General features: G+C 67.2%; 22 protein-coding genes. 11 read left to right on the forward strand and 11 right to left on the reverse strand.

Annotation, left to right across the window (positions count from 1 at the left end; genetic code table 11):
* Positions 1 to 7: 7 nt before the first annotated feature.
* Positions 8 to 1,969: an NAD(P)/FAD-dependent oxidoreductase gene (locus MKCMC460_RS12905; RefSeq protein WP_236975891.1), complete on the forward strand. Its 1,962-nt coding sequence runs from the start codon at positions 8 to 10 to the stop codon at positions 1,967 to 1,969.
* 24 nt (positions 1,970 to 1,993) lie between these two features.
* Here the strand turns inward: MKCMC460_RS12905 and MKCMC460_RS12910 are convergent, their stop codons facing one another.
* The 6 genes from MKCMC460_RS12910 to tkt all read right to left on the reverse strand — a co-directional run bounded on the left by MKCMC460_RS12910 (position 1,994) and on the right by tkt (position 9,033).
* A complete protein-coding gene (locus MKCMC460_RS12910; protein ID WP_238305809.1) occupies positions 1,994 to 2,386 on the reverse strand; it encodes an ATPase in 393 nt (130 codons plus the stop codon).
* Between the two features lie 59 nt (positions 2,387 to 2,445).
* Positions 2,446 to 3,189, reverse strand: a complete 744-nt coding sequence (gene pgl / locus MKCMC460_RS12915) for a 6-phosphogluconolactonase (RefSeq protein WP_236975882.1) — start codon at positions 3,187 to 3,189, stop codon at positions 2,446 to 2,448.
* Complete coding sequence (opcA, locus tag MKCMC460_RS12920) at positions 3,186 to 4,097, reverse strand: glucose-6-phosphate dehydrogenase assembly protein OpcA (protein ID WP_236975875.1); 912 nt, start codon at positions 4,095 to 4,097, stop codon at positions 3,186 to 3,188. The genes pgl and opcA overlap by 4 nt, the downstream gene beginning before the upstream one ends.
* A gap of 155 nt (positions 4,098 to 4,252) precedes the next feature.
* Positions 4,253 to 5,809 (reverse strand): glucose-6-phosphate dehydrogenase, encoded by a 1,557-nt coding sequence (gene zwf, locus MKCMC460_RS12925; protein WP_236975874.1) that lies wholly within the window; start codon positions 5,807 to 5,809, stop codon positions 4,253 to 4,255.
* Positions 5,806 to 6,924, reverse strand: a complete 1,119-nt coding sequence (tal, locus tag MKCMC460_RS12930) for a transaldolase (RefSeq protein WP_236975872.1) — start codon at positions 6,922 to 6,924, stop codon at positions 5,806 to 5,808. Before tal ends, zwf begins: the two co-directional genes overlap by 4 nt.
* A gap of 15 nt (positions 6,925 to 6,939) precedes the next feature.
* A complete protein-coding gene (tkt, locus tag MKCMC460_RS12935; protein ID WP_236975870.1) occupies positions 6,940 to 9,033 on the reverse strand; it encodes a transketolase in 2,094 nt (697 codons plus the stop codon).
* A gap of 298 nt (positions 9,034 to 9,331) precedes the next feature.
* On the opposite strand from tkt, the gene MKCMC460_RS12940 reads away from it, so the two are divergent.
* The 4 genes from MKCMC460_RS12940 to MKCMC460_RS12955 all read left to right on the forward strand — a co-directional run bounded on the left by MKCMC460_RS12940 (position 9,332) and on the right by MKCMC460_RS12955 (position 13,156).
* Positions 9,332 to 10,291 carry a heme o synthase gene (locus tag MKCMC460_RS12940; RefSeq protein WP_255730616.1) on the forward strand — a complete coding sequence of 320 codons (960 nt, stop codon included), beginning with the start codon at positions 9,332 to 9,334 and terminating at the stop codon, positions 10,289 to 10,291.
* Between the two features lie 82 nt (positions 10,292 to 10,373).
* Positions 10,374 to 10,730, forward strand: coding sequence for a type II toxin-antitoxin system prevent-host-death family antitoxin (locus MKCMC460_RS12945; protein WP_236975868.1), 357 nt, complete (start codon positions 10,374 to 10,376; stop codon positions 10,728 to 10,730).
* Positions 10,727 to 11,362, forward strand: coding sequence for a zeta toxin family protein (locus tag MKCMC460_RS12950; RefSeq protein WP_236975853.1), 636 nt, complete (start codon positions 10,727 to 10,729; stop codon positions 11,360 to 11,362). Before MKCMC460_RS12945 ends, MKCMC460_RS12950 begins: the two co-directional genes overlap by 4 nt.
* A 276-nt stretch (positions 11,363 to 11,638) precedes the next feature.
* Positions 11,639 to 13,156, forward strand: a complete 1,518-nt coding sequence (locus MKCMC460_RS12955) for a PPE family protein (protein WP_238305814.1) — start codon at positions 11,639 to 11,641, stop codon at positions 13,154 to 13,156.
* Here MKCMC460_RS12955 and MKCMC460_RS12960 read toward each other — a convergent pair.
* Positions 13,153 to 14,127: a quinone oxidoreductase gene (locus MKCMC460_RS12960; RefSeq protein ID WP_236975836.1), complete on the reverse strand. Its 975-nt coding sequence runs from the start codon at positions 14,125 to 14,127 to the stop codon at positions 13,153 to 13,155. The genes MKCMC460_RS12955 and MKCMC460_RS12960 overlap by 4 nt on opposite strands.
* A gap of 19 nt (positions 14,128 to 14,146) precedes the next feature.
* Between MKCMC460_RS12960 and MKCMC460_RS12965 the strand changes: the two genes are divergently transcribed.
* A complete protein-coding gene (locus MKCMC460_RS12965; RefSeq protein ID WP_236975834.1) occupies positions 14,147 to 14,965 on the forward strand; it encodes a hypothetical protein in 819 nt (272 codons plus the stop codon).
* Here the strand turns inward: MKCMC460_RS12965 and MKCMC460_RS12970 are convergent.
* The gene (locus tag MKCMC460_RS12970; RefSeq protein WP_238305996.1) at positions 14,915 to 15,850 is read right to left on the reverse strand and encodes a heme A synthase; all 936 of its coding nucleotides are present in this window, start codon (positions 15,848 to 15,850) and stop codon (positions 14,915 to 14,917) included. The genes MKCMC460_RS12965 and MKCMC460_RS12970 overlap by 51 nt on opposite strands.
* A gap of 209 nt (positions 15,851 to 16,059) precedes the next feature.
* On the opposite strand from MKCMC460_RS12970, the gene MKCMC460_RS12975 reads away from it, so the two are divergent.
* Entirely contained in the window at positions 16,060 to 16,914 is an 855-nt protein-coding gene (locus MKCMC460_RS12975) for an endonuclease domain-containing protein (protein WP_236975832.1), read from the forward strand.
* A 129-nt stretch (positions 16,915 to 17,043) separates the two neighbouring features.
* On the opposite strand, the gene MKCMC460_RS12980 is transcribed toward MKCMC460_RS12975, so the two are convergent.
* The 3 genes from MKCMC460_RS12980 to mptB are packed head-to-tail and all read right to left on the reverse strand — an operon-like array spanning position 17,044 to position 20,452.
* The gene (locus MKCMC460_RS12980; RefSeq protein ID WP_236975829.1) at positions 17,044 to 17,817 is read right to left on the reverse strand and encodes an ABC transporter permease; all 774 of its coding nucleotides are present in this window, start codon (positions 17,815 to 17,817) and stop codon (positions 17,044 to 17,046) included.
* Positions 17,814 to 18,755: an ABC transporter ATP-binding protein gene (locus tag MKCMC460_RS12985; protein ID WP_236975828.1), complete on the reverse strand. Its 942-nt coding sequence runs from the start codon at positions 18,753 to 18,755 to the stop codon at positions 17,814 to 17,816. Before MKCMC460_RS12985 ends, MKCMC460_RS12980 begins: the two co-directional genes overlap by 4 nt.
* Positions 18,752 to 20,452: a polyprenol phosphomannose-dependent alpha 1,6 mannosyltransferase MptB gene (gene mptB, locus MKCMC460_RS12990; RefSeq protein ID WP_236975819.1), complete on the reverse strand. Its 1,701-nt coding sequence runs from the start codon at positions 20,450 to 20,452 to the stop codon at positions 18,752 to 18,754. Before mptB ends, MKCMC460_RS12985 begins: the two co-directional genes overlap by 4 nt.
* On the opposite strand from mptB, the gene MKCMC460_RS12995 reads away from it, so the two are divergent.
* The 4 genes from MKCMC460_RS12995 to sufC are packed head-to-tail and all read left to right on the forward strand — an operon-like array spanning position 20,446 to position 25,731.
* Positions 20,446 to 21,306 carry a metalloregulator ArsR/SmtB family transcription factor gene (locus tag MKCMC460_RS12995; protein ID WP_236984196.1) on the forward strand — a complete coding sequence of 287 codons (861 nt, stop codon included), beginning with the start codon at positions 20,446 to 20,448 and terminating at the stop codon, positions 21,304 to 21,306. The genes mptB and MKCMC460_RS12995 overlap by 7 nt on opposite strands.
* Entirely contained in the window at positions 21,303 to 23,813 is a 2,511-nt protein-coding gene (sufB, locus tag MKCMC460_RS13000; protein WP_236975817.1) for an intein-containing Fe-S cluster assembly protein SufB, read from the forward strand. Before MKCMC460_RS12995 ends, sufB begins: the two co-directional genes overlap by 4 nt.
* Positions 23,810 to 24,964 carry a Fe-S cluster assembly protein SufD gene (gene sufD, locus MKCMC460_RS13005; RefSeq protein ID WP_236975809.1) on the forward strand — a complete coding sequence of 385 codons (1,155 nt, stop codon included), beginning with the start codon at positions 23,810 to 23,812 and terminating at the stop codon, positions 24,962 to 24,964. Before sufB ends, sufD begins: the two co-directional genes overlap by 4 nt.
* Complete coding sequence (gene sufC, locus MKCMC460_RS13010) at positions 24,961 to 25,731, forward strand: Fe-S cluster assembly ATPase SufC (protein ID WP_236975795.1); 771 nt, start codon at positions 24,961 to 24,963, stop codon at positions 25,729 to 25,731. Before sufD ends, sufC begins: the two co-directional genes overlap by 4 nt.
* Position 25,732: the final 1 nt, after the last annotated feature.

Below are 25,732 nucleotides of genomic sequence, written 5' to 3' on the forward strand. Positions count from 1 at the left end.
GTGAGGCATGGCTGAGTCGGCGTTGCCTGACACCCGGGAATCGGACATTCGGGCGCTGATCGGGCTGCCGTTCAATGACTCCGACGACGTCATCCGCGCCGCGGTCGAGCAGGCCAGCGTGCCGGCGCTGCTCATGTCGATGGTGCACATGACCGGCGACATCGGCTTGCTCGACGAGCTGCCGAAGCCGTTCCTGCTCATCGCGATGGACCTGCAGGGCGGCATGAGCGAGCCGGACAAGCAGATCGTGCGCGCACGCGCCTTCGACGTGGTGCGCGACTACCGTGATCGCGGCTGCCCGCCGCCGTTCGTCCCCACCGGCGACCAGATGCGGGTGATGCTCGACGTCATGACCGCCGGACAGGTCACCGACGAATACATCGACTACGTCGCCGCCGACCTGCGCTTCACCGACGACGACCAATACGGGCCCGCGCTGGCCTCCAGCGCCCGGCAGCGCAGCGAGTTCCCCGTCGTCATCGTCGGTTGCGGTGAAGCCGGGCTGCTGGCCGGGATCAAACTGAAACAGGCCGGCGTGCCGTTCACCATCGTCGACAAGCAGGACGGCGTGGGCGGCACGTGGCGGGCCAACCGCTACCCGGGCTGCCGCGTCGACATCGCCAACCAGTACTACGCGTACTCCTTCGAGCCCACCGACCACTGGACCCACCTGTACTCCGAACAACCCGAGATCCTGCAATACCTGACCGACGTGATGGCCAAGCACGACATCGCCCCACACGTGCGGTTCAGCACCGAAGTCACGGCCGCGACGTGGGATGACCCAACGGCAACCTGGCAGGTGACGATTCGCAGCGCCGACGGTCGTTCCGAGACACTCACCGCCCGCGGACTGATCTGCGCCGTAGGACAGTTCAGCAATGCGGTGATCCCGGACATCAAGGGCGCCAAGGACTTTCGTGGACCCGCATTCCACACCGCGCAATGGCCGGACGGCATCGACCTCGCCGGACGGCGGGTGGCCGTGATCGGCGCGGGCGCCAGCGGATTCCAACTGGTCCCGGCGATCGCCGACACCACCGCGCACGTCGCCGTCTATCAGCGCACACCGCAGTGGATCGCGCCCAACGTCCACTACCACGAACCGGTCGGCGCCGGAGCGCAGTGGGCCATCCGCCACCTGCCCTACTACGGCCGCTGGGTGCGGTTCGTGTCCTGGTGGCCGTTGACCGACGCCATCCGTGAACAGGGTCTGATCGACCCCGCCTGGGACACCGGCGGCAAGTCGTGCAGCGCGAGCAACCATGTGATCCGGGAGGTCTTCATCGCCTGGATGCGGGCCTTCACCGACGACGAGGAACTGCTGGCCAAGGTCGTTCCCGACTATCCGCCGCTAGGTAAAAGAACGTTGCAGGACAACGGAACCTGGATCACCACGCTGCAGCGGCCCGACGTCGAGCTGATCAACGACCGCATCGCCGAGATCACCCCGGACGGGGTCAGCACCGTCGACGGCGTCCACCGGCCGGCCGACATTCTGGTCTGGGCAACGGGATTCGACGTCAACCACCAACTCGGACCGATCAACGTGCGCGGCCTCGACGGGATCGCTCTCAACGACGTCTGGGGCGACGCCCCGTACGCGTACCTCGGTGTCACCGTGCCCGGATTCCCGAACTTCTACTGCATGTACGGGCCGGGCACCAACGCCGTCAACGGCGCCAGCATCATGTACAACTCCGAATGCCAGATGCGCTACATCATGGCTTGCATCGACATGGTGCTGGCCCAGGGTGTGCGCTCGGCGATGCCGCGCGCCGACGTCTGCGCCGAGTACCACCGCAACAATCAGGACAAGCTCAAGACCATGGTCTATTCGCACCCGAAAGTGGCCAGCTATTACAAGAATTCGACGGGCGCCCTGCCGACGCTGTACGGCGGCCGAATCGTCGACTACTGGAAATGGACCCGCCACGCCAACCCGGCCGACTACGAGCTGCGGCCGTAGCGGCGGGACTCGGCGTGCCGGTGGCTAGTGCACGGTTCGGTTACGCAGCCGGTCCAGCATCCCGCGCATCATGTGCTCGGTCACATTGAGCGGCGTCATCATCGTTTCACCCCAGCTGACGAGGTTGTCCATCCGCTCGAGGATGGCCTCCACCGGCTGCAGCACCGCCAGCAGCCGCTTGGCGAGGTCGTCGAGACTGGACAGGGTGCCGTCCAGATGATCCAGGCCGCCTTCGAGGCGTTCGACGGTGCCGTTGAGCGCCGCCAGTGACCTGTTCAGCTCGACGATGGAGGTGCTGAGGCCGTCCAGCACGTCCTCGACCTGCTCCACCGTCTTGTCGGCGTTCAACGCCGCCTGGGTAAGCGTTTTCATTCGTTGCCGAGCCGGAGTGGACCGCCCACCGCTTCTGTCTGCCATGGGCTCATTATTACGCCGCTGACTACGGGTGACCTAGCCCCGGCGGCAACCGCGCAAAGTCAGGTGGGAAGTTTGCCTGCAGCGTCCTGGTCGAGTAGCCACAGCGTGGTCTCGCTGCCGACCGCCCCGGCCGCGGGCAGCGTCACCGGATCGGCGCCGCCGATGGCGGCGGCCACCGCGTCGGCCTTGCCCGCCCCCGACACCATTAGCCAGACCTGGCGGGAACCCCGAATTGCGGGCAATGTCAACGTGATTCGCTGTGGTGGGGGCTTGGGGGAGTCCTCCACCGCCACCACCAGGCGGCTGGTCTCACGCACCGCCGGGGTGTCCGGGAACAGCGAGTTGACGTGGCCCTCGGGACCCATGCCCAGCAGGTGGACGTCGAATTTGGGCGCCGGGTCGCCGGGGGCGGCGTTGGCGGCCAAGATCTGCTCGTAGGCCAACGCGGCCGCGTCGATGTCGGCGCCGTACTCGCCGTCGCCGGCTGCCATCGGATGCACCTGGCTGGCCGGGATGTCGACGTGATCGAGCAACGCCTCGCGGGCCTGCTTCTCGTTGCGCTCGTCGTCGTCCTCGGCGACGTAGCGGTCGTCGCCCCAGAACACATGCACTTTCGACCAGTCGATCTGGCCGTCCTTGGTGGCCAGATAACGCAACAGCCCGGTGCCATTGCCGCCGCCGGTCAACACGATCGTGGCCCTTCCGCGTGCCGCTATCGCGTCGGCGATGACGCCGATCAGTCGTTGGCCCGCGGCTTCGACGAGTTCGTCAGTCCCAGGGAAGATCTTGATCTCGGTGCTCACGCGTACTGCACTTTCTTGATGCCTTCCAGGGCCGACAAGTAGATCTCGTCGGCGTCGAGCCTGCGCAGGTCCTCGGCCAGGCATTCGCCGGTGTCCCGGCGCGGCAGCGGAACCAGGGCTTCGGGCTTGGACGTGCGGCTCAGTGTCGCGGTGGTGCCCTCCTGCGGCCGGCTGAGCGCAATGGTCTCGCTGGCCCGCACCAGTTCCACCTTGAGGTCACCGACCTCGCGGCGCACCGGGCCGTCGATGCGGCTGGCCAGCCAGCCGGCCAGCACGTCGAGCGCGGGTTCGGTCTGCAACCCCGAGATGACGGCCGACTCGATCGGCTCGTGCGGCGGCAGGTCGACCGCCGAAGTGAGCAACGCCCGCCAGTAGGTGATGCGGCTCCAGGCCAGGTCGGTGTCACCGGCGGTGTATCCGGCCAGCCGGCTCTTGATCGCCGACAATGGATCCACGCCGTTGGTGGCATCGGTGATGCGGCGAATCGCCAACTTGCCCAACGGATCCTGAGCCGGCACCGACGGTGCGACGTCGGGCCACCAGGCCACCACCGGGATGTCGGGCAGCAGGAAGGGGACCACGACGCTGTCGGCGTGTCCGCACAGCGGACCCGAGAGTCGCAGGATCAGCACCTCGCCGGCGCCGCCGTCGCGGCCCACCCGGATCTCGGCGTCCAGGCGCGGTTTGTCGGCGTAGGCATCGCCGCGTGTCGCGACGATGACCCGGGCCGGATGCTCGTGGCTCGCGTCGTTAGCGGCTTGGATGGACTCTTCCAGCACCGCGTCGCTGTCCGGGGCGATGATCAGCGTCAAAACCCGGCCCATCGTGACGATGCCGGCCTTCTCCCGCAGCTCATCGAGCTTCTTGTTGACCGCGGTGGTGGTGGTCTCGGGCACATCGACAATCACTGGCGCCGCTCCTTCTCAGCGCTTCGCGCTGCATCGTCGCCGGCGGGGTTCATTGGCGCCGCTCCTTCTCAGCGCTTCGCGCTGCATCGTCGCCGGCGGGGTTCATTGGCGCCGCTCCTTCTCAGCGCTTCGCGCTGCATCGTCGCCGGCGCGCATCACGGCCGCCGCCATTCGCGGCCCGTGCGGCGCAGCATCTCGAACGCCGACTCCGGACCCCAGGTGCCCGCCTCGTACGGATCCGGCTTGCCGTGAGCGGCCCAGTTGTCCAGCACGGGATCCAATATCTCCCAAGCCAATTCGACCTCTTCGTTGACCGGGAATAAGGACGGCTCGCCGAGCAGCACGTCGAGGATCAGCCGCTCGTAGGCCTCCGGGGACTCCTCGGCGAACGCCGAGCCGTACGAGAAGTCCATGTTGACGTCACGCACCTCCATCGCGGTGTCGGGCACTTTGGAGCCGAACCGCAGCGTGATGCCCTCGTCGGGCTGGACCCGGATGACCATGGCGTTGGCGCTCAGCTCGTCGGTCATGGTGGCGTCGAACGGCAGATGCGGGGCCCGCTTGAACACCAGTGCTATCTCGGTGACCCTGCGCCCCAACCGTTTTCCGGTACGCAGATAGAACGGCACACCGGCCCAGCGACGCGTGTCCACCTCGAGGGTGATGGCGGCGAAGGTCTCGGTGGTGGAGTCCTCGGCGAAGCCCTCCTCCTCGAGCAGGCCGACCACCCGCTCGCCGCCCTGCCAGCCGGCGGTGTACTGGCCACGGCTGGTCGTCTCGTCCAGCGGTTCGGCCAGCTGGATGGCCGAGAGCACCTTGATCTTCTCCGTCTGCAACGACTTCGGCGTGAAGCTGACCGGTTCCTCCATCGCGGTCAGCGCGAGCAGCTGCATCAGGTGGTTCTGGATCACGTCGCGGGCCGCGCCGATACCGTCGTAATAGCCGGCCCGGCCGCCCAATCCGATGTCCTCGGCCATGGTGATCTGCACGTGGTCGACGTAGTGCGAGTTCCAGATCGGGTCGAACAACTGGTTGGCGAACCGCAATGCCAGGATGTTCTGCACCGTCTCCTTGCCCAGGTAGTGGTCGATACGAAAGACCGATTCCTCCGGGAAGACGTTGTTGACCGACGTGTTGAGTTCCTGAGCACTTTTCAGGTCGTGGCCGAACGGCTTCTCGATGACAACGCGGGCCCACCTGTCCTTCTGCGGGCGGGCCAGCCCCGACTTGTGCAGCTGGTCGCACACCACCGGAAACGACTTGGGTGGAATCGCCAGGTAGAAGGCGTGGTTGCCGCCGGTGCCGCGCTCAGCGTCGAGCTTCTCCAGCGTCTCGGCAAGCCGGTTGAAGGCGTCGTCGTCGTCGAAAGTGCCTGGCACGAAACGGAATCCCTCAGCCAGCCGGTCCCAGTTCTCCTGCCGGAACGGGGTGCGGCAGTGCTGTTTGACGGCGTCGTGCACCACCTGACCGAAGTCCTCGTTATCCCAGTCGCGGCGCGCGAAACCCACCAGCGAGAACGTCGGTGGCAGCAGGCCGCGATTGGCCAGGTCATAGATCGCCGGCATCACCTTCTTGCGGGCCAGGTCGCCGGTGACCCCGAAGATGACCATGCCGCACGGTCCGGCGATACGGGGAAGCCGCTTGTCGCGCTTGTCGCGCAACGGGTTACGCCACGGATGGGTTTCAGCGGCGGCCGAGTCCGCAGGGCTCATTTGTTGGCGCTGTCGAGCTGCCCTTGCGTCGCTTCCAGCAGCTCGCCCCAGGAATCCTCGAACTTCTGCACGCCCTCGTCTTCGAGCACGATGAACACGTCCCTCAGGTCGATTCCCAGCGCTTCGAGCTTGTCGAACACCGCCTGTGATTCCCCGGCGGTACCGCTGATGGTGTCGCCGGTGACAGTCCCGTGGTCGGCAACCGCCTCAATCGTCTTCTCCGGCATGGTGTTCACCGTGTTCGGGGCAACCAGCTCGGTGACATACAGGGTGTCGGAGTAGTCCGGGTTCTTCACCCCGGTGGAGGCCCACAGCGGTCGCTGCACCCGCGCGCCGTCGGCGGCCAGTGCCTGGAAGCGCTCGCCTCCCTCGAACACTTCCTGGTACGCGGCGTAGGCCAGCCGGGCATTGGCGACCCCGGCCTGCCCGCGCAGCGCGAGCGCCTCCTCGGATCCGATGTCTTCGAGCCGCTTGTCGATCTCGGTGTCCACCCGCGACACGAAGAACGAAGCCACCGAATGGATCTTGGCCAGGTCGTGGCCCGCCTCGCGGGCCTTCTCCAGCCCGGCCAGATAGGCGTCCATCACCGCTCGGTGCCGTTCGACCGAGAAGATCAGCGTGACATTGACCGAAATGCCTTCCGCCAGAACGGCGGTGATGGCCGGCAGGCCGGGCTCGGTGGCCGGGATCTTGATGAACAGGTTCGGCCGGTCGACGATCTTCCACAACTCGATGGCCTGCTGAATGGTCTTGTCGGCGTCACGTGCCATGCGCGGGTCGACCTCGATCGACACCCGGCCGTCGACGCCGTCGGAAGCCTCCCACTGCGGCGCCAGCACGTCGCACGCGTTGCGCACGTCGTCGGTGGTGACGGTGCGAACGGTGGCGTCCACGTCGGCGCCGCGCTCGGCGAGTTCGGCGATCTGGCTGTCGTAGGCGTCGCCCTCGGACAGCGCTTTCTGGAAGATCGACGGATTGGTGGTGACGCCGACCACGCTCCGGGTGTCGATGAGCTCCTGCAGGTTGCCTGACTTCAACCGGTCTCGCGACAAGTCGTCCAGCCACACCGAGACGCCCGCGGCGCTCAGCGCTGCGAGGTTGGGGTTCTGGGTCATCTCAATCACCTTTTCCTAGTTGTCGAGCGCTTCCTCCGCCGCGGCAGCAACGGCCTCTGCGGTGAAGCCGTACTCCCGGAACAATGTCTTGTAGTCGGCGGATTCCCCGTAATGCTCGATCGACACAATCTTTCCGGTGTCACCGACCAACTTGTGCCACGACTGCGCGACGCCGGCTTCCACGGCGACCCGCGCCGACACCGTCGGAGGCAGCACGCTGTCGCGGTAGTCCGACGGCTGCGACTCGAACCATTCCACACATGGCATCGACACCACCCGCGCCAGAATGTCCTTGTCCGCCAACAACTTCTGCGCCTCGACTGCCAGCTGCACCTCGGAACCGGTGGCGATCAGCACCACATCCGGATCCTCGTCGTCCTCGCCGCCACCCAGCACGTAACCGCCGCGGGCCACGCCGTCGCGGTCGGTGCCCTCGAGAACCGGGACGTTCTGCCGGGTCAGGATCAGCCCGACCGGACCGCTGCCGTTGCCGCGGGCCAGCACCGTATGCCACGCGAAAGCCGTCTCGTTGGCATCGGCCGGACGCACCACCGACAGGTTCGGGATCGCGCGCAGCGCCGCCAGGTGCTCGATCGGCTGGTGCGTGGGACCGTCTTCGCCCAGACCGATCGAGTCGTGCGTCCACACGTAGATGGTGTCGATGTCCATCAGGGACGCCAGCCGCACCGCCGGCCGCATGTAATCGGAGAACTGCAGGAACGTGCCGCCGTAGGCCCGGGTGGGTCCGTGCAGCACGATGCCGGACAGGATGGCGCCCATGGCGTGCTCGCGAACACCGAAGTGCAGCGTGCGGCCGTACCAGTCGGCGGTGTAGTCCTTCGTCGAAATCGACGGCGGGCCAAAGGATTTGGCACCCTTGATGGTGGTGTTATTGCTGCCCGCCAGGTCGGCCGAACCGCCCCACAGTTCGGGCAGCTTGGGGCCCACCGCATCCAGCACCTCGTTGGAGGCCTTACGGGTGGCGATCGCGTCGGAGCCCGGCTCCCAGTGCGGCAGGTCGGCGTCCCAGCCGTCCGGCAGCTCCTCGGCGGTCAACCGGTCCAGCAGTGCCTTGCGCTCGGGCTCGCGTTGCGCCCACGCGTCGAACGCCGTCTGCCATTTCTCGTGCGCTTCCTTGCCGCGCTGGACCAGCTTTCGGGTGTGCTCGATCACCTCGTCGCGCACCTCGAACGTCTTGTCCGGGTCGAAGCCGAGGATCTTCTTGGTGGCCGCCACCTCGTCGTCGCCCAGGGCGGCGCCGTGCGCCTTACCGGTGTTCATCAGGTTGGGGGCGGGGAAGCCGATGATGGTGCGCAGCGAGATGAACGACGGGCGGCCGGTCTCGGCCTTCGCGTTGGCGATCGCCTCCTCGATGCCCACCACGTTCTCGCCGCCCTCGACCTCCTGGACGTGCCAGCCGTAGGCGCGGTACCGCGCCGCCGTGTCCTCGCACAGCGCGATGTTCGTGTCGTCCTCGATCGAGATCTGGTTGTGGTCGTAGAAGACGATCAGGTTGCCCAGCTGCTGCACCGCGGCCAGCGACGACGCTTCCGACGTGACGCCCTCCTCGATGTCGCCGTCGGAGGCGATCACGTAAACGTGGTGGTCGAACGGGCTGGTGCCGGGTTCGGCGTCGGGGTCGAACAGCCCGCGCTCGTAGCGGGCGGCCATCGCCATTCCCACCGCGGAAGCCAGGCCCTGGCCCAGCGGGCCGGTGGTGATCTCCACGCCGTCGGTGTGCCGGAACTCCGGGTGTCCCGGCGTCTTGGACCCCCAGGTGCGCAGCGCTTCGATGTCGGACAGCTCCAGGCCGAACCCGCCCAGATACAGCTGTAGGTACAAGGTCAGGCTGCTGTGCCCGGCGGACAGCACGAACCGGTCGCGGCCCAGCCAGTGCACATCACTGGGGTCGTGGCGCATGGCACGCTGAAACAGCGTGTACGCCAGCGGCGCCAGGCTCATCGCCGTACCCGGATGGCCGTTGCCGACTTTCTGGACCGCGTCGGCGGCCAGCACCCGAACAGTGTCGACCGCAGCCGAATCGATCTCGGTCCAGTCGTCGGGGTGGTGCGGTTGGGTGAGCGCAGAGATCTCTTCGAGTGTGGTCACTAATTCAGTCCTCAGTTCAGTCCGCAGGCCAGGGTCGTCAACTGATCAATCCCACCCTAGTGCGGGATTGCGGGCCACCGCAGGTCCAGATTCGGGGTACCCAATGCGGCCGGTGTGAAAATATCGTGTCGGGGAATTCTGGCCTGCGATCTGCGCCGCAACACTTCGTTATCGGCTGCCAAACGGAAGGGAAAATCCTGCGAATCGACCCTGCGGGGCAGCGACCCGGCTCCCGCCGTCTACCATCATGCGTAGTAGAAGCTGCGCGCGGCTGCGATTTTTCCCGAGGAGTTAATGCGTGAGCGTTCGCGGGCGCCCAGAAGTCGCGACCCCGGGCCGGACCACCGGCGAGAGCCCGACCCGGTTCGCTGGCCGGCTCACCGGCACGGTCCTGGCTTATCTGGCGCTGACCAAGCCGCGGGTGATCGAGTTGCTGCTGGTCACCGCTATTCCGGCGATGCTGCTCGCGCACCGCGGCAGCGTCCAGCCGATGCTCATCCTCAACACGCTGGTCGGCGGCATGATGGCCGCGGGCGGCGCCAACACCCTCAACTGCGTGGCGGACGCCGACATCGACAAGGTGATGAAGCGGACCGCGCGACGCCCGCTGGCGCGGGCTGCGGTACCCAAGCGCAACGCGCTGATCTTCGGGCTGGTGCTCAGCGTTGGCTCGTTCTTCTGGCTGTGGCTGACCACCAATTTGCTATCCGGCCTGCTGGCGGTGGCCACCATCGCGTTCTACGTGTTCGTCTACACCTTGCTGCTCAAGCGGCGGACCTCCCAGAACGTGGTTTGGGGCGGCGCGGCCGGCTGCATGCCGGTGATGATCGGCTGGTCGGCGGTCACCGGGACCATCGGCTGGCCGGCGCTGGCCATGTTCGCGGTCATCTTCTTCTGGACGCCGCCGCACACTTGGGCGCTGGCCATGCGGTACAAAGAGGACTACAAGGTGGCCGGCGTGCCGATGCTGCCCGCCGTGGCGACCGAGCGGCAGGTCACCAAGCAGATCCTGATCTACACGTGGCTGACCGTGCTGGCGACGCTGACGCTGGCGCTGGCGGCGGGCTGGTTGTACGCCGCGGTGGCGGTGGTCGCCGGAGTGTGGTTCCTGACGATGGCCCACCAGCTGTATTCCGGGGTGCGCGCCGGCGCGGAGATCAAGCCGCTGCGACTGTTCCTGCAGTCCAACAACTACCTCGCGCTGGTGTTCTGCGCGCTGGCCGTCGATTCGGTGATTGCGCTGCCGACTCTGTTCTGAGCGGACCGCTGTCCACCATTCGCCCAAAATAGCCAAAATGACTAAACTGGCGGGTGTTCTGGTGAGCTAGGAGGGCAGCGTTATGACCACTGTCTCGTTCCGCAACCGTGCCGGTCAGCTGGTTGACGTACCCGTGGTGAGCGCGACGCGCCTCAAGAACGAGTTCGGCGCCGTGATCGACCAGGCCGCCCTCAACGGTGCGGTGGTGATCACCAAGCACGCCACCCCCAAAGCGGTGTTGATGTCCTACGCCGAATTCGAAGCGCTGACCGCGCCGGCGGCGCCCGCGCTCGACGACCTCAGCGATCGCTTCGACGAGCTGCTGGCCGCCATGCAGACTCCGGAAGCCAAAGCCGGTGTCGCCGCCGCGTTCGACGCCACCCCGGCGGAGATGGGTGCCGCTGCGGTGAAGGTGGCACGCGCCGCGCGCGCACGTTGACGCAGCGGATCAATGTGCTGGCAGGCGTCAACGGCGCCGGCAAGAGCAGCATCGTCGGCGCCACGATCCGGGACAAGGGCGGCCAGTACTACAACCCGGACGAGGCGGCGCGGGAGATCAAGGCTGCCAATCCCGGGATGGGTCAGACCGCGGCTAACGCCGCCGCCTGGCAACAGGGCCGACGGATGCTGGAACTGGCCATCGAGCGAGGTCTGGATTTCACGTTCGAGACCACACTCGGCGGCACCACGATGCCGCGGCTGTTGGCCGACGCCGCCGGGCGTGGCGCCGAGATCCACGTCTTCTACGTAGGGCTCAACAGTGCCGAGGCGCACATCGACCGGGTGCGCCAGCGGGTTCGTGCCGGCGGGCACGACATCCCGGAAGCCGATATCCGTCGCCGTTACCGGCACAGCCTGATCAACCTCGTGACATTGCTGCCCGTGCTGAGCGAGCTACGGGTCTACGACAACTCGGTGACCGCCGACCCCGCGACCGGGCAGGTGCCGCAACCGATCCTGGTGCTGCACATGGAGCATGGCCGCATCGCCGGGCCCGCTGATTTGGCTGCGACACCGAAGTGGGCCAAGCCCGTCGTCGCGGCGGCGCTGGAACTCGCCCGGCGAACATAGTCGCCGCCCGAGTGATGCCCCGGGGACGCCAATTCGCCTGCCGAACCGGGCAATTCGGGCGATACGAACACGACAAACAGAGATCGGCGTTAAGGCGGCGGCCTGTGCCGATTTGCGCTACCCTTCGTAGCGATATTGGCTCATCCGGTACCCGCCGTGGAAGGGGTGTCTGGCATGACGTTCGATGCCGGTTGGATGGATCCGGGCACGTACTGCGCCGCCACGACCCAGGCAGGGCATCCGGTCTGCGGCTGACCGATGGCCACCATCTTCTGGATGGCTTCGCCTCCAGAGGTACATTCGGCGTTGCTGAGCAGCGGGCCGGGCCCCGGTCCCTTGCTGGCAGCGGCGGCGGCGTGGGCCTCGCTGAGCGCCGAATACGCCTCAGCCGGTGAAGAACTCGGTGCGCTGTTGGCGTCGGTACACGCCGGAACCTGGCAGGGGCCCAGCTCCGAGGCGTATGTGACGGCGCACGCACCCTACCTGGAGTGGTTGACCTCGGCAGCCGTCGCCAGCGCAGCCAGGGCCGCCCAGCACGAAGCAGTGGCCAGCGCCTACACCGCCGCGCTGGCGGGCATGCCGACACTGCCCGAACTGGCGGCCAATCACGCCGCGCACGCGATCCTCACAGCCACGAATTTCTTTGGCATCAACACCATTCCGATTGCCCTCAACGAAGCCGACTACGTACGCATGTGGGTTCAGGCCGCCACCATCATGTCGGCGTACGAGGCGCTTTCGCGCGGCGCGCTGACGGCGAGTCCGGACGACGCTGCGGTGCCGCAGATTTTCAATTCTGCAGCATCGACCGCAGCGTCGTCGGACCCGCCGTATGAGAGCCGGCAGGGCCCGCAGCAGCTCGTCCAGTCCGTGCTGCGACTGATCGGGATGGATTGGGACCCCACCGCCGGCACCCTCAACGGCATCCCGTACGCCTCCTACACCAGCCCACTTCAGCAGGGGTTTTGGATCTCCCGGCTACTGCTCTTCGGCGACGACGCCGGGAGCTTGCAGGATTGGATCCAGCTGTTGCTGACCAATCCGATATCTGTCCTGCAGTCCCTCGCCGGGATCACGCCGGCGCAGCTGACCGCCTACCTGACAGTCCATCCGGCGCTGGCGGTGGTGATCGCGTCTTCTCCGCTGGGGTCGACCCTGCCGACGCTGCCCGCCGCCGCAGCCAGTGTGGCGGCGGTGGCCGGGATGGCCACGCTGCCCTCTGCCGAGGCGGTCGGGCCGGTGCCGGCTCCGGTGGTGGGCGCGGCCACTGCCGTGCCCGCCTCGACGATTGGCGTCGCGCAGGTCGGGTCGGTGCCGCCGAGCGCGTCGGCTCCGGCCCCGGTCACGACGGTGAGCACGGTCAGTTCGCCTCCGCCGTCCGCCGCGCCGTCCGTCCCGGCCGGTCATACATTCGTTCCCTACGCGGTCGGCGGCGGTCCCGGCGTCGGCTCCGGCCCCGTGCATCGCGGCACCGGCGGCGCGTCGTCACGCGCCAAGACGCCCGAACCCGACGGTGTGGCGGCGGCCGCCGCAACCGCCGGCCGCCGCAAAGCGCGCAACCGGCGCCGGCAGTACAAGCAGCAGCACGGCTATGCCGATGAATACGTTTACATGACAACCGATTTCGACGAAGGGCCGCAAGCATCCGACCGGTCTGCCGGCCCGCTGGGTTGCACCGCGACGTCGACCAGGCAGCCGGTTCGGCCGGCCGGCCTGACCACACTGGCCGGCGACCCGTACGGTGGCGGCCCGAGTCTGCCGTTGCTGCCCTCCGCCGGGGATACCGGAAGCTAAGGGAGCAGCACGATCGAACCGCTGGTTTTGCGGCCCTCCAAGTCGGTGTGGGCGCGCGCGGCCTCAGCCAGCGGATAGCTGCCACCGACCGCGACTTGCACTGCGTCGCTGGCGATCACGCCGAACAATTCGTCGGCTCGCCAGCTGAACTCCTGTGCGGTGCGGGTGAAATGGGCCAACGACGGCCGGGTGAGGTACACCGACCCGGCGTAGTTCAGGCGCTGCGGGTCGAACGGGGGGACGGGTCCGCTGGCGGCGCCGAACAGGGCCAGCGTGCCGCGCACCGCCAGGCTGGCCAGGCTGGCGTCGAACGTCGTCGCGCCCACGCCGTCGTACACCACGGCCACCCCGACGCCGTCGGTGAGCTCGCGCACCCGGTGCCCGAATCGATCCGCGTCGTCCGGGTAGGGGAGCACCTCGACGGCGCCCGCCTGGCGCGACAGTCGTTCCTTGTCCGGCGTAGAGACCGTCGTGATCACCCGCGCCCCAAGGTGGGTGGCCCACTGGGTCAGGATCAGGCCCACGCCGCCGGCGCCGGCGTGCACCAGCACGCTGTCCCCGGCCTGCACCGGGTACACCGAGGTGAGCAAGTACTGCGCGGTCAGCCCTTTCAACAGCGCCGACGCGGCCACCTCGGAGCTGATGCCGTCGGGCACATTCGTCGTCAAAAATGCTGGGGCAGTGCAGAATTCGGCGTAACCGCCGTTGGCGGCGGCACTGACCACCCGGTCGCCCACGGCGAGGTCCTCGACCTCGGAGCCGGCGGCAACGACCGTGCCGCACACCTCCGAGCCGAGCACGAAGGGCAGCGGCCGCGGGTACTGCCCGGTGCGGAAATAGGTGTCGATGAAGTTGACGCCGATGGCCTCCGCTTTGATCAACACCTCGCCGGGCCCGGGGTCGGGCTGCGGCAACTCGGTGTAGTTCAGGACTTCGGGGCCGCCGGTTGCGCTGACTTCGATCGCATGCATGTCGCTATCATGCCCGGGCATGAAGCTAGCCCGACCGGATACCTTCCACCCGCGCATCGTGTTGACGGGGGAATCGCAGGACGCCGCAGGTGACGACGCCGGGCTGGTGGGCGCCTTGCGCATTCGCGGTCTGCACGCGCGCTGGCTGCCCTGGGACCACCCGGATACCTCCGCGGCGGACCTGGTGATCCTGCGCGCGGCCCGGGACTACGTCCGGCGTCTCGACGAGTTCCTGGCCTGGACGCGAGCCGTGCCGAATCTGCTGAACCCGCCGGCCGTCGTCGCCTGGAACAGCAACCGCCGCTATCTGGGCAGGCTGACCGAACGCGATGTGCCGGTCGTGCCGGGCGTGCGCTACGCGCACGGCGAGGCTGTCCGGCTCGCTCAAGGTGACCACTACTTCGTCGGCCCGGCGGTGGGGACCGGGACGCGGCGGTTCAGCGATCCGTCCGCGGTGCAGGCCTATGTCGACCAGTGCGACACGGATGTGTGGGTGCAGTCGGCTCCGGCGGCGCCAGAGACGGTGCTGGTGTTTCTGGGCGGGAAACCGTCGCACGCGTTCGTCACCGTGGGCGACGCGCTGCACCAAGGCGAAGCGGACTTCGAGCTGTGGGATGCCGGTGCCGCTGCGCTGGCCACTGCACCAGGCGAATTGTTGTATGCGCGGGTGCATCTGGTCGGGAACCGGGTACTGGGCCTGGGTCTGATCGACCCGTCGCTGGGCTGGCTGCGGCTGGATGTCGAGACACGCGGACTGGCCCAGCGTCAGTTCGCGCTGGCCGTGGAGTCAGCCCTGGAGCGCCTCGGGCTGGGCCCGTTCTCGCATCGACGCCCATAGCGCCGCGGTGGCCGCCGTGCAGGCCGCTGCGCCGGCCACGTGGATCGCGACCAGGGCGGCGGGCACCCCGGTATAGAACTGCGCGGTGCCCACGGCAGCCTGTGCGAAGACCAGCGCCACCAACACCGCGAGGCGTCGCGTGACGGCGGGCGCGGCGTGCACCGCGACCAGGCCGAATCCCAAGCCCACCAGCAGCGACAGGTAGGACACCAGCAGCGACGAGTGCGCGTGCACCAGGGTGGTGATCTCGATCGTCAGCCGCGGCACGGTGCGGCTGGGGCTTTTGTCGCCGGCGTGCGGGCCGGCGGCGGTGACCAGGGTGCCGGTCACCAGCACCGCGGCCAGATTCAGCGCGCTGAGCGCGGTGAGCAATCGCAGCGGTGTGGCGACCCGCTGTTCGGCCACCCCGTCGTCGGGCTCGCCCACCTTGACGTAGAGCAGCACCGACAGCCACACCATGCTCATCGACGTCAGCAGGTGGATGGCCACCGTCCACCAGAGCAACCCGGTCCGCACCGTGATGCCGCCGATGACCGCTTGTACCACCGTGGACGCCGGCATCAGCCACGCATAGACCAGCACTTCGCGGCGCCGCCGGGCCCGCGTCAGGGCCAGCACCGCCAGTGCCGCGGTGATCACGACGGCGAAGGTGATCATCCGGTTGCCGAACTCGACCGCCTGATGGATGCGCGGCACCTCGGCGACCGCGACGGGGGTGAAGCTGCCCGGAAAGCACTGCGGCCAGGTCGGGCAGCCCAACCCGGAGGCGGTGACGCGCACGATGGCCCCGGTGACGGCGATACCGCCCTGGGTGAGGATGACGGCAGCGGCCAGGACCCGCTGGACGCGCAGGCTGGGGTCGGGGAGTAGGTCCACCGCACGCATCAACGCTCGTCCGACGGCCACCGCCCGATCGTAGCGACAACCGTTTTGCCCATTGACTCTGCGCGGTTGCGCGTTGATTCTGCGCGGTTGCACGTTGACTCTGCGTGCAGGGCGCACGCCACTCGCACTTCTGCGCCATAGCCGCAGAGTCGACGAACGGGTTGCGGGCTGACTGGCCGGGGACGCTCTCGGCTGCCAACATGCGCGCGGTGAGCTTTGGGCAGCAACCGTTCATCGGCAGTGAGGCGTTGGCCCGCGGCGACCTCAACCGCTACCAGCTGCGCAGGTACTACCGCGCCATAATGCCGAACGTCTACCTGGACAAGTGGGTTGAGCCGTCGCTGCGGCAGCGCACAGCAGCCGCCTGGCTGTGGTCACGTCGAGAAGCGGTGATAGCCGGCCTTGCCGCTTCGGCGATGCATGGGGCCAAGTGGGTCGATCCGGCGGCGCCGATCGAGTTGATCTGGCGCAACGCGAGAACCCCACCACGTGTGGTGACCAGAGCTGACCTGCTGGTCGACGGCGAATACGAACGGCTGGATGGTTTACCCGTCACAACACCGGAGCGCACCGCATTCGACCTCGGCCGACGCGGCACGCTCGGTCGCGCAGTCGCCCAACTCGATGCGCTTGCCGCTGCCACCGGTTTCAGGGTCCGTGACGTGGCGGCGTTGGCCGGCAACCACCGGCGCGCCCGAGGGCTGTGTCGATTGCAGGAAGTACTGGCGCTGGTTGACGGTGGCGCCCAGTCGCCGAAGGAGACCTGGCTGCGGCTGTTGTTGATCGAGGCGGGTTTCCCGCGGCCGCGGACTCAGATACCCGTACCGGGCCCCGACGGCTTTCCCCGCTATTTCCTCGACATGGGTTGGGAGGACATCATGTTGGCCGCTGAATACGACGGCGACCAGCATTGGACCGACCCCGCCCAGTACGCGTGGGATGTCGAGCGCCAGGAATATCTCGACCGAGTGGGCTGGACCGTGGTCAGGGTGGTGGCGCGCCAGCACCCGGCCGACATCGTTCGACGGGTTCAGCGCGCCTGGGACTCGCTGACGCCCCGTTGACTCTGCGCGGACGACGCGTTGACTCTGCGCTGACGACCCGTTGACTCTGCGCTGACGACCGTTGACCCTGCGTTCACGGCGCATGCCACTCGCACTTCCGCGCCCTGGCCGCAGAGTGAATCGCGCAAGTCAGGTGAAGCGGAACCAGCGTCGCGCCGCCAGGGCCGCCAGCGCCCCCCAGCCCGCAAGAACAGCGATCCCGAACCAATCCACCCGCAGCGCCATAGCTTGGGTCAGCGCCTCGGTGAGCGCCCCGGACGGCGTCAACCGGGCCGCCCACTTGACCGCCGTCGGAATCATGCCGCTCTCCAGCGTCAGTGCGCCCAACCCGGCGAAGACGAACCACAACAGGTTGGCCAGGGCCAGCACCACCTCGGCTTTCAAGGTGCCGCCGAGCAGCAGGCCCAGCGCGGCGAACCCCGCGGTACCCAGCGCGATCACCAGCGCACCCAAGGCCAGGGCCGCCAAACCCGGCCGCCATCCCAACGCAAAACCTATGCCGCCCAGGATGATTGACTGCAGAAAGACGGTGAAGATCACGGCCAGCGACTTGCCGGCGATGATGCCCCAGACCGGTAGCGGGGTGGCTCCAAGCCGCTTCAATGCGCCGTAGCGGCGGTCGAAAGCGACCGCGATGGCCTGCCCAGTGAACGCGGTGGAGATGACGGCCAACGCCATGATCGCGGGAGTGAACACCGCGGCGCGGGGCTCACGGAACGACCCGAACGGTAGCAGGCTGAGCCCGACCAGCAGCGTGATCGGGATGAACATGGTCAGCAGCAGCTGCTCGCCGTTGCGCAGCAGCAGCTTTGCTTCGAGGTTGAACTGGGCGGCCAGCATCGTCGGCACCGCGCTGGGGCGCGGGTCCGGAGCGAAAGTGCCGGGCGGGAACAGGTCGCTCATTGCCGCAGCTTCCTGCCGGTGAGTTCGAGGAAGACGTCCTCGAGACTGCGCTGCTCGACGCGCATGTCGGTGGCGAGTACGTCGATCTGTGCGCACCACGCCGTGACCGTGGCGAGCACCTGGGGTCCCACTTCGCCTTCGACCAGGTACTCGCCGGGCGTCAGTTCGGTGGCAATGTAGCCCTCCGGCAGCGCGGCGCTCAGCAGCGACAGGTCCAGGCGCGGGGGTGCGCTGAACCGCAACTGGCCTTTGGCGCCGCTGCGCATCAGATCGGCGGGTTTGCCCGCGGCGACCGTCGTCCCGTGGTCGATGATGACCAGGCGGTCGGCGAGTTCCTCGGCCTCCTTGAGGTGATGCGTGGTGAGCACCACGGTGACGCCGTCGCGGCGCAGCGCGTCGATCAGCTCCCACACCAGCACCCGGGCGTGGGCGTCCATCCCGGCGGTGGGCTCGTCGAGAAACACCAGCTCGGGGCGCCCGACCAGGGCGCATGCCAGCGCCAGCCGCTGCTGCTGGCCGCCGGAGAGCCGTCGATAGGTGGTACGGGCGGCGTCGGTCAGGCCCAGCGTGTCGAGCAGCCAGGCGGGATCCAGTGGGTCGGCGGCGTAGGAGGCCACCAGGTGCAGCATTTCGCCGGCGCGCGCGGCCGGGTAGCCGCCGCCGCCCTGCAGCATCACCCCGATGCGGGGCCGCAGTCGCGCGTTGTCGGCGATCGGGTCCAGGCCGAGCACCTCGACGCTGCCGGCGTCGGGGCGGACGAATCCCTCGCACATCTCGATGGTGGTGGTCTTACCTGCGCCATTGGGGCCCAGTAGGGCGAACACCTCGGCGGCGTGCACTTCGAGATCGAGATCGGAAACTGCCGTGACGGACCCGTACTGCTTGCGCAGCCCACGAAGCCGAACCACGATTTCGCGGTGCTGGGGGACGGGGCTCACGTGGAATCAGCGTAGGCGTCCGGGGTGGTGGTCGTCCGCTGGGTCGGTTCCTGCGCGGCCGCTGTGATGGGCGTCTCAGCCGGCCGCGGTCCCTCCTCTTCTTCGGGAAGTGGGCGCCACGGCAGCCGGTGGTAGGTCACCGAAATCAGCGCCACCACGATGAATGCGCTGGCCAGTGTGGCATCGACGATCTGGAAGAGCGCGAAGCGGTCACCGTTGGCGGTGGGTCCGAAGATGCCGACGATCAGGGTGATGACGATGGCGGCGGCCCGGAATCCGGTGCGGGTGGCCCAGGCTGCCAGCGGGATGATGGCCCAGAGCAGATACCAGGGCTGCACGACCGGGAACAGCAGCACGGTCAGGCCCAGTGCCACGCCCAGGCCGCCGATCGGATGCAGCCGGCCGCGGAAGACGGCCAGCAACAGCCAGCAGACCATCACCATGATGATCAGCACGCCGATGGCACGGGTCAGCGACAGAATCGCGGTGGTGTGATCGCCCAGGCCCAGCAGAATGCCCACCTGCCCGGTGCCCAGCGCCAGCAGGGTGGGCGGCGACATCCAGCTGCGCACCACGTTGGCGGTGCCCAGTGTGTAGATCCAGCCGAATCCCAGGCCGCTGGCCCAGCCGACGATGCCCATCACGGCCAGCGCCAGGCCCGCCATGGCCGCGCCGGACAGCATCAGGGCCTTGATGGTGCCGCCGAGCCGGTAGGCCAGCGCGCCCGTGACGAACCCCAAAGCCAGCAACGACGGCAGCTTGACCTGTGACGACAGCACGATCAAGACGGAGCCGGCCAGCAGCATGCCCAGTGGTTCCCAGTCCGGGCCGATCCGCCACGAATGCGGTTTGAGGGATTCCTTCGAATCGATGCCGCGGAGCGCGAATTCGGCGCCGGTCAGCATCAGTCCCAGCATCAGCGCCTCGTTGTGGATGCCGGCGACCAAGTGCATGAACAGCAGCGGGTTGGCTGCGCCCAACCACAGCGCGCTGACCTCGGCCACGCCGCAGCGCCGGGCCAGCCGCGGCGTCGCCCAGACGATCAGCGCCACCCCGAACAGCACCACCAGCCGGTGGCAGAGCACGGCGGCGACGATGTTCTCCCCGGTCAGCGCCGAGATGCCGCGTCCGATCCACAGAAACAGCGGGCCGTAGGGCGCGGGTGTCTCGCGCCACAGGCTGGGCACCGACAGGGTGAAGACGTGGCCCAGGCCCAGGCCGGAGGCGGGTCCGACCCGGTAGGGGTCGAGTCCTTCCAGCGAGATCTGGCTCTGCGCCAGGTAGGAGTAGACGTCCTTGCTGTACATCGGCGGGGCGATGAGCAGCGGCAGCATCCACAGCACCAGGGTGCGGTCCAGCTCGCCGCGGGACATCCGCCGCTTGCCCGACACGAACCGGCCCAGCATCAGCCAGGCCAGCGCCATCATCACCGCGCCGGTGGTGGTCATGGTCAGGGCCACCGTCTGGATCCGGGACGGCAGGTTCAGCAGCCGCACCCCGAAGGTGGGGTCCTGGACGACCGGCCGCGCGCCGGCACCCAGGGCGCCGATGGCCATCAGGACGGTGCCGGTCGCCCCGAATAACCGGGTGTGTTTGAGTGCGGCAAGCTCGGTGGCGTTGAGGGGTTTGCCCACCGTCTGCTCGTCGCCGTGCAATGCGGCGATCGACGAGCTCAGGGTGTGGTGGCGGGCTGCCATCAGAGCAGCGTACTGGCACGCTCAGACAGCGTTGTTGGCCTCGTCACGTAAGGGCACCCTTGCTGGACGGGTTGCCCGAATTGCGACACACTGGTGTTGTGAAAATCCAATCCGAGCTGGATGCTGCCGTGCCCGCAGCCGGGGCTGTCGGGTCGGAGGGTCACACCCGTCGCGCGATCGTGCGCCTGCTGCTGGAATCGGGATCCATTACCGCCACCGAAATCAGCGAGCGGCTGGGTCTGTCGGCGGCCGGGGTGCGCCGTCACCTCGACGCACTGATCGACGCGGGCGATGCCGAGTCGGTGGCCGCCGCGTCCTGGCAACAGGTAGGGCGGGGCCGCCCGGCAAAGCGTTACCGGCTGACCGCCGGCGGACGGGCCAAGTTGGATCACTCCTACGACGACTTGGCTTCTGCCGCAATACGACAACTGCGCGAGATCGGTGGGGACGACGCGGTGAAAACGTTCGCGCGGCGCCGCATCGACGCGATCCTCTCCGACATCGCGCCCGCCGAGGGGCCCGACGACGCCGCTGTCGAAGCGGCCGCCGAGCGCGTTGCGCAGGCGCTGACCAAGGCCGGCTACGTCGCCACCACCACCCGGGTGGGCGGGCCGATCCACGGTGTGCAAATCTGCCAGCATCACTGCCCGGTGTCGCACGTGGCCGAAGAATTCCCGGAACTTTGCGACGCCGAGCAGCAGGCGATGTCCGAGGTGCTCGGCACCCACGTGCAGTTGTTGGCGACGATCGTCAACGGCGATTGCGCCTGCACCACCCACGTACCACTCACCGTCCCCAATTCGAAGGCGCCCAGCCCGCGCCCCGCCACTAGCAACGAAGGAGTCTCGTCATGACCCTCGAAGCCGCCAAGGAACCGTTGACCCAGGAGCAGACGATCGACGCCCTGGGTAGGTACGGCTACGGCTGGGCCGACTCTGACGTCGCGGGCGCCAGCGCGCAGCGCGGATTGTCCGAAGCGGTGGTGCGCGACATCTCGGCGAAGAAGAACGAGCCCGAGTGGATGTTGAATATCCGGCTGAAGGCACTGGGCATCTTCGACAAGAAGCCGATGCCGAACTGGGGGTCCAACCTCGAGGGCATCGACTTCGACAACATCAAGTACTTCGTGCGGTCCACCGAAAAGCAGGCGGCGAGTTGGGAAGAGTTGCCCGAGGATATTAAGAATACGTATGACCGCTTGGGAATTCCTGAGGCAGAAAAGCAAAGATTAGTTGCTGGAGTAGCGGCACAATATGAATCCGAAGTGGTTTACCACCAGATCAGAGAGGACTTGGAGGCTCAGGGAGTCATCTTCTTAGATACTGATACTGGTTTGCGGGAGCACCCCGATATTTTCCAGAAATATTTCGGGACCGTAATTCCAGCGGGCGATAATAAGTTTTCTGCACTGAATACCGCTGTTTGGAGTGGTGGTTCGTTTATATATGTCCCACCGGGCGTCCACGTGGACATCCCGTTGCAGGCCTACTTCCGGATCAACACCGAGAACATGGGTCAGTTCGAGCGCACACTGATCATCGCCGACGAAGACTCCTACGTTCACTACATCGAGGGCTGCCTGCCGGCCGGTGAGCTGATCACGACCGCTGACGGAGACTTGCGGCCTATCGAGGCAATCCGCGTTGGTGACCAGGTGATGGGCCACGATGGACGGCCGCATCGGGTGACCGCGGTGCAGGTGCGCGACCTCAATGGCGAACTGTTCAGCTTCACGCCGATGTCGCCGGCCAACAAGTTCTCGGTCACCGCAGAGCATCCCCTGCTGGTCGTCCCGCGCGACGAGGTGCGTGTCATGCGCAAGGAGCGCAACGGGTGGAAGGCGGAGGTCAATAGCGCCAAACTGCGTGCCGCCGAGCCTCGTTGGATCGCGGCCAAGGATGTGGCCGAAGGTGATTTCCTGATCTACCCGAAGCCGAAGCCGATTCCGCACCCGACGGTGCTGCCGCTGGAGTTCGCGCGGTTGGCCGGCTATTACCTCGCAGAGGGTCATGCGTGCCTCACCAACAACTGCGAATCGCTGATTTTCTCGTTCCACAGCAAGGAATTCGAGTACGTCGAAGAGGTCCGGCAGGCGTGTAAGTCGCTGTACGAGACACCCGGTTCGGTCCTCATCGAGGAGGACAAGCATTCCGCGCGGGTGACCGTGTACACCAAGGCCGGCTACGCCGCCATGCGGCACCACGTCGGATCTGGTTCTGCCAGCAAGAAGCTGTCCGACACGCTGATGCGGCAAGACGAGGCATTCCTGCGTGAGTTGGTCGACGCCTACGTCAACGGCGACGGCAACACCATCGAACGCGGCGGTGCGCTCTGGAAGCGGGTCCACACGACCTCGCGCGTATGGGCGTTCCAGCTGCAGTCGATTCTGGCGCGGCTGGGCCACTACGCGACCGTCGAGCTGCGTAGGCCTGCCGGACCCGGCGCGATCTTGGGTCGTGACGTGATGCGCAAGGACATTTATCAGGTCCAGTGGACCGAGGGTGGGCGTGGTCCGAAACAGGCTCGCGACTGCGGCGACTACTTTGCGGTGCCGATCAAGAAGCGCTCGGTGCGCGAGGCGCATGAGCCGGTATATAACCTCGATGTCGAGGCTCCGGATAGTTACCTCGCTTACGGCTTCGCCGTGCACAACTGCACCGCTCCGATCTACAAATCGGATTCGTTGCACTCGGCTGTCGTCGAGATCATTGTGAAACCACATGCGCGCGTTCGTTACACGACCATCCAGAACTGGTCGAACAACGTCTACAACCTGGTCACCAAGCGTGCTCGGGCCGAGGCGGGCGCCACCATGGAGTGGGTCGACGGCAACATCGGCTCCAAGGTCACCATGAAGTACCCGGCGGTCTGGATGACCGGCGAGCACGCCAAGGGTGAGGTGCTCTCGATCGCGTTCGCCGGCGAAGACCAGCACCAGGACACCGGCGCCAAGATGCTGCACCTGGCGCCCAACACGTCGAGCAACATCGTGTCCAAGTCGGTGGCCCGCGGCGGTGGCCGCACCTCCTACCGCGGCCTGGTTCAGGTCAACAAGGGCGCGCACGGCTCCAAGTCGAGCGTGAAATGTGATGCGCTGCTGGTCGATACGATCAGCCGCAGCGACACCTACCCCTACGTCGACATCCGCGAGGACGACGTCACGATGGGCCATGAGGCCACCGTCTCCAAGGTCAGTGAGAACCAGCTGTTCTACCTGATGAGCCGCGGCATGACCGAGGACGAGGCGATGGCGATGGTGGTGCGCGGATTCGTCGAGCCGATCGCCAAGGAACTGCCGATGGAGTACGCGCTGGAGCTCAACCGGCTGATCGAGTTGCAGATGGAGGGCTCGGTCGGATGACCGCGACGTTGAACAAGGGGGAGTTGTTCTCCTCCTTCGACGTTGACGCGTTCGAGGTGCCGCACGGCCGCGACGAACTGTGGCGGTTCACCCCGCTCAAGCGGTTGCGCGGCCTGCACGACGGCTCGGCCCACGCCACCGGTAGCGCCAAGATCACCGTCGCCACGCACGACGGCGTAACCACCGAGCAGGTGCGCCGCGGCGACGAGCGGCTCGGTCAGGGTGGGGTGCCCGCTGATCGGGTTGCGGCACAGGCATTCTCGTCGTTCAACTCCGCGACACTGGTGACCGTCGGCCGTGACACCCAGATCGCCGAACCGATCAATGTCACCGTCGAAGGTCCCGGCGCCGGCGCCACCGCCTACGGGCACCTGCAGATCCGGGTCGAGGAACTCGGCGAGGCCGTCGTCGTCATCGATCATCGGGGCAGCGGAACCTACGCCGACAACGTCGAGTTCGTCGTCGGCGACGCCGCCCGGCTCACCGTCATCTGGATTGCCGACTGGGCCGACGACACCGTGCACGTCAGCGCGCACCACGGCCGGCTCGGCAAGGACGCGGTGCTCAAACACACCACCGTCACGCTGGGGGGCGAGGTGGTACGGATGTCGGCCACCGCCCGCTTCGCCGGACCCGGCGGGGATGTCGATCTGTTGGGCCTGTACTTCGCCGACGACGGCCAACACCTCGAGTCGCGGCTGCTGGTCGACCACGCCCAGCCGCACTGCCGGTCCAACGTGCTGTACAAGGGTGCGTTGCAGGGCGATCCGTCGTCCAAGCTGCCCGACGCGCACACCGTCTGGATCGGCGACGTGCTGATCCGCGCCGAGGCCACCGGCACCGACACCTTCGAGATGAACCGCAACCTGGTCCTCACCGACGGCGCCCGCGCCGACTCGGTGCCCAACCTGGAGATCGAGACCGGTGAGATCGCCGGCGCCGGACATGCCAGCGCCACCGGCCGTTTCGACGACGAGCAGCTGTTTTACCTGCGCTCCCGCGGCATTCCGGAAGAGCAGGCCCGCCGTCTGGTGATCCGCGGCTTCTTCGGCGAGATCATCGCCAAGATCGCGGTGCCCGAGATTCGCGAGCGCCTGACCGCAGCCATCGAACACGAACTGGAAATAACGGAAAAGACAGAAATTTCATGACCACTCTGGAAATCAAAGATCTGCACGTCAGCGTCGCCGGCGACGGCGACGGCGAAATCCCCATCCTCAAGGGCGTCGACCTCACCGTGAAGTCCGGTGAGACACACGCCCTGATGGGGCCCAACGGCTCCGGCAAGTCGACGCTGTCCTACGCCATCGCCGGCCACCCCAAATACCTGGTGAACTCCGGCTCGATCACCCTGGACGGCGAAGACGTGCTGGCCATGAGCGTCGACGAACGCGCAAGGGCCGGACTGTTTTTGGCAATGCAGTACCCCGTGGAGGTGCCCGGCGTGTCGGTGTCGAACTTCCTGCGTTCGGCCGCCACCGCAATCCGCGGCGAGGCGCCCAAGCTGCGGCTGTGGGTCAAGGAAGTCAAAGCGGCGATGGCCGCGCTGGAAATCGACCCGGCGTTCGCCGAGCGCAGTGTCAACGAGGGGTTCTCCGGCGGTGAGAAGAAGCGCCACGAGATTCTGCAACTCGAGCTGCTCAAGCCCAAGATCGCGATCCTCGACGAGACCGACTCCGGCCTGGACGTCGACGCACTGCGCGTGGTCAGCGACGGCGTGAACCGCTACGCGCAAGCCAACGACGGTGGCGTCCTGCTCATCACGCACTACACCCGCATCCTGCGGTATATCCACCCCGAGTTCGTGCACGTGTTCGTCGGCGGCCGCATCGCCGAATCCGGCGGCCCGGAGCTGGCCGACGAACTCGAGCAGAACGGCTACGTGCGCTTCACCCAAGCGGCGACTGCCGGAGCGTAAC

Source organism: Mycobacterium sp. 20KCMC460, from assembly GCF_022179425.1.
GTDB classification, from domain to species: domain Bacteria; phylum Actinomycetota; class Actinomycetes; order Mycobacteriales; family Mycobacteriaceae; genus Mycobacterium; species Mycobacterium kiyosense.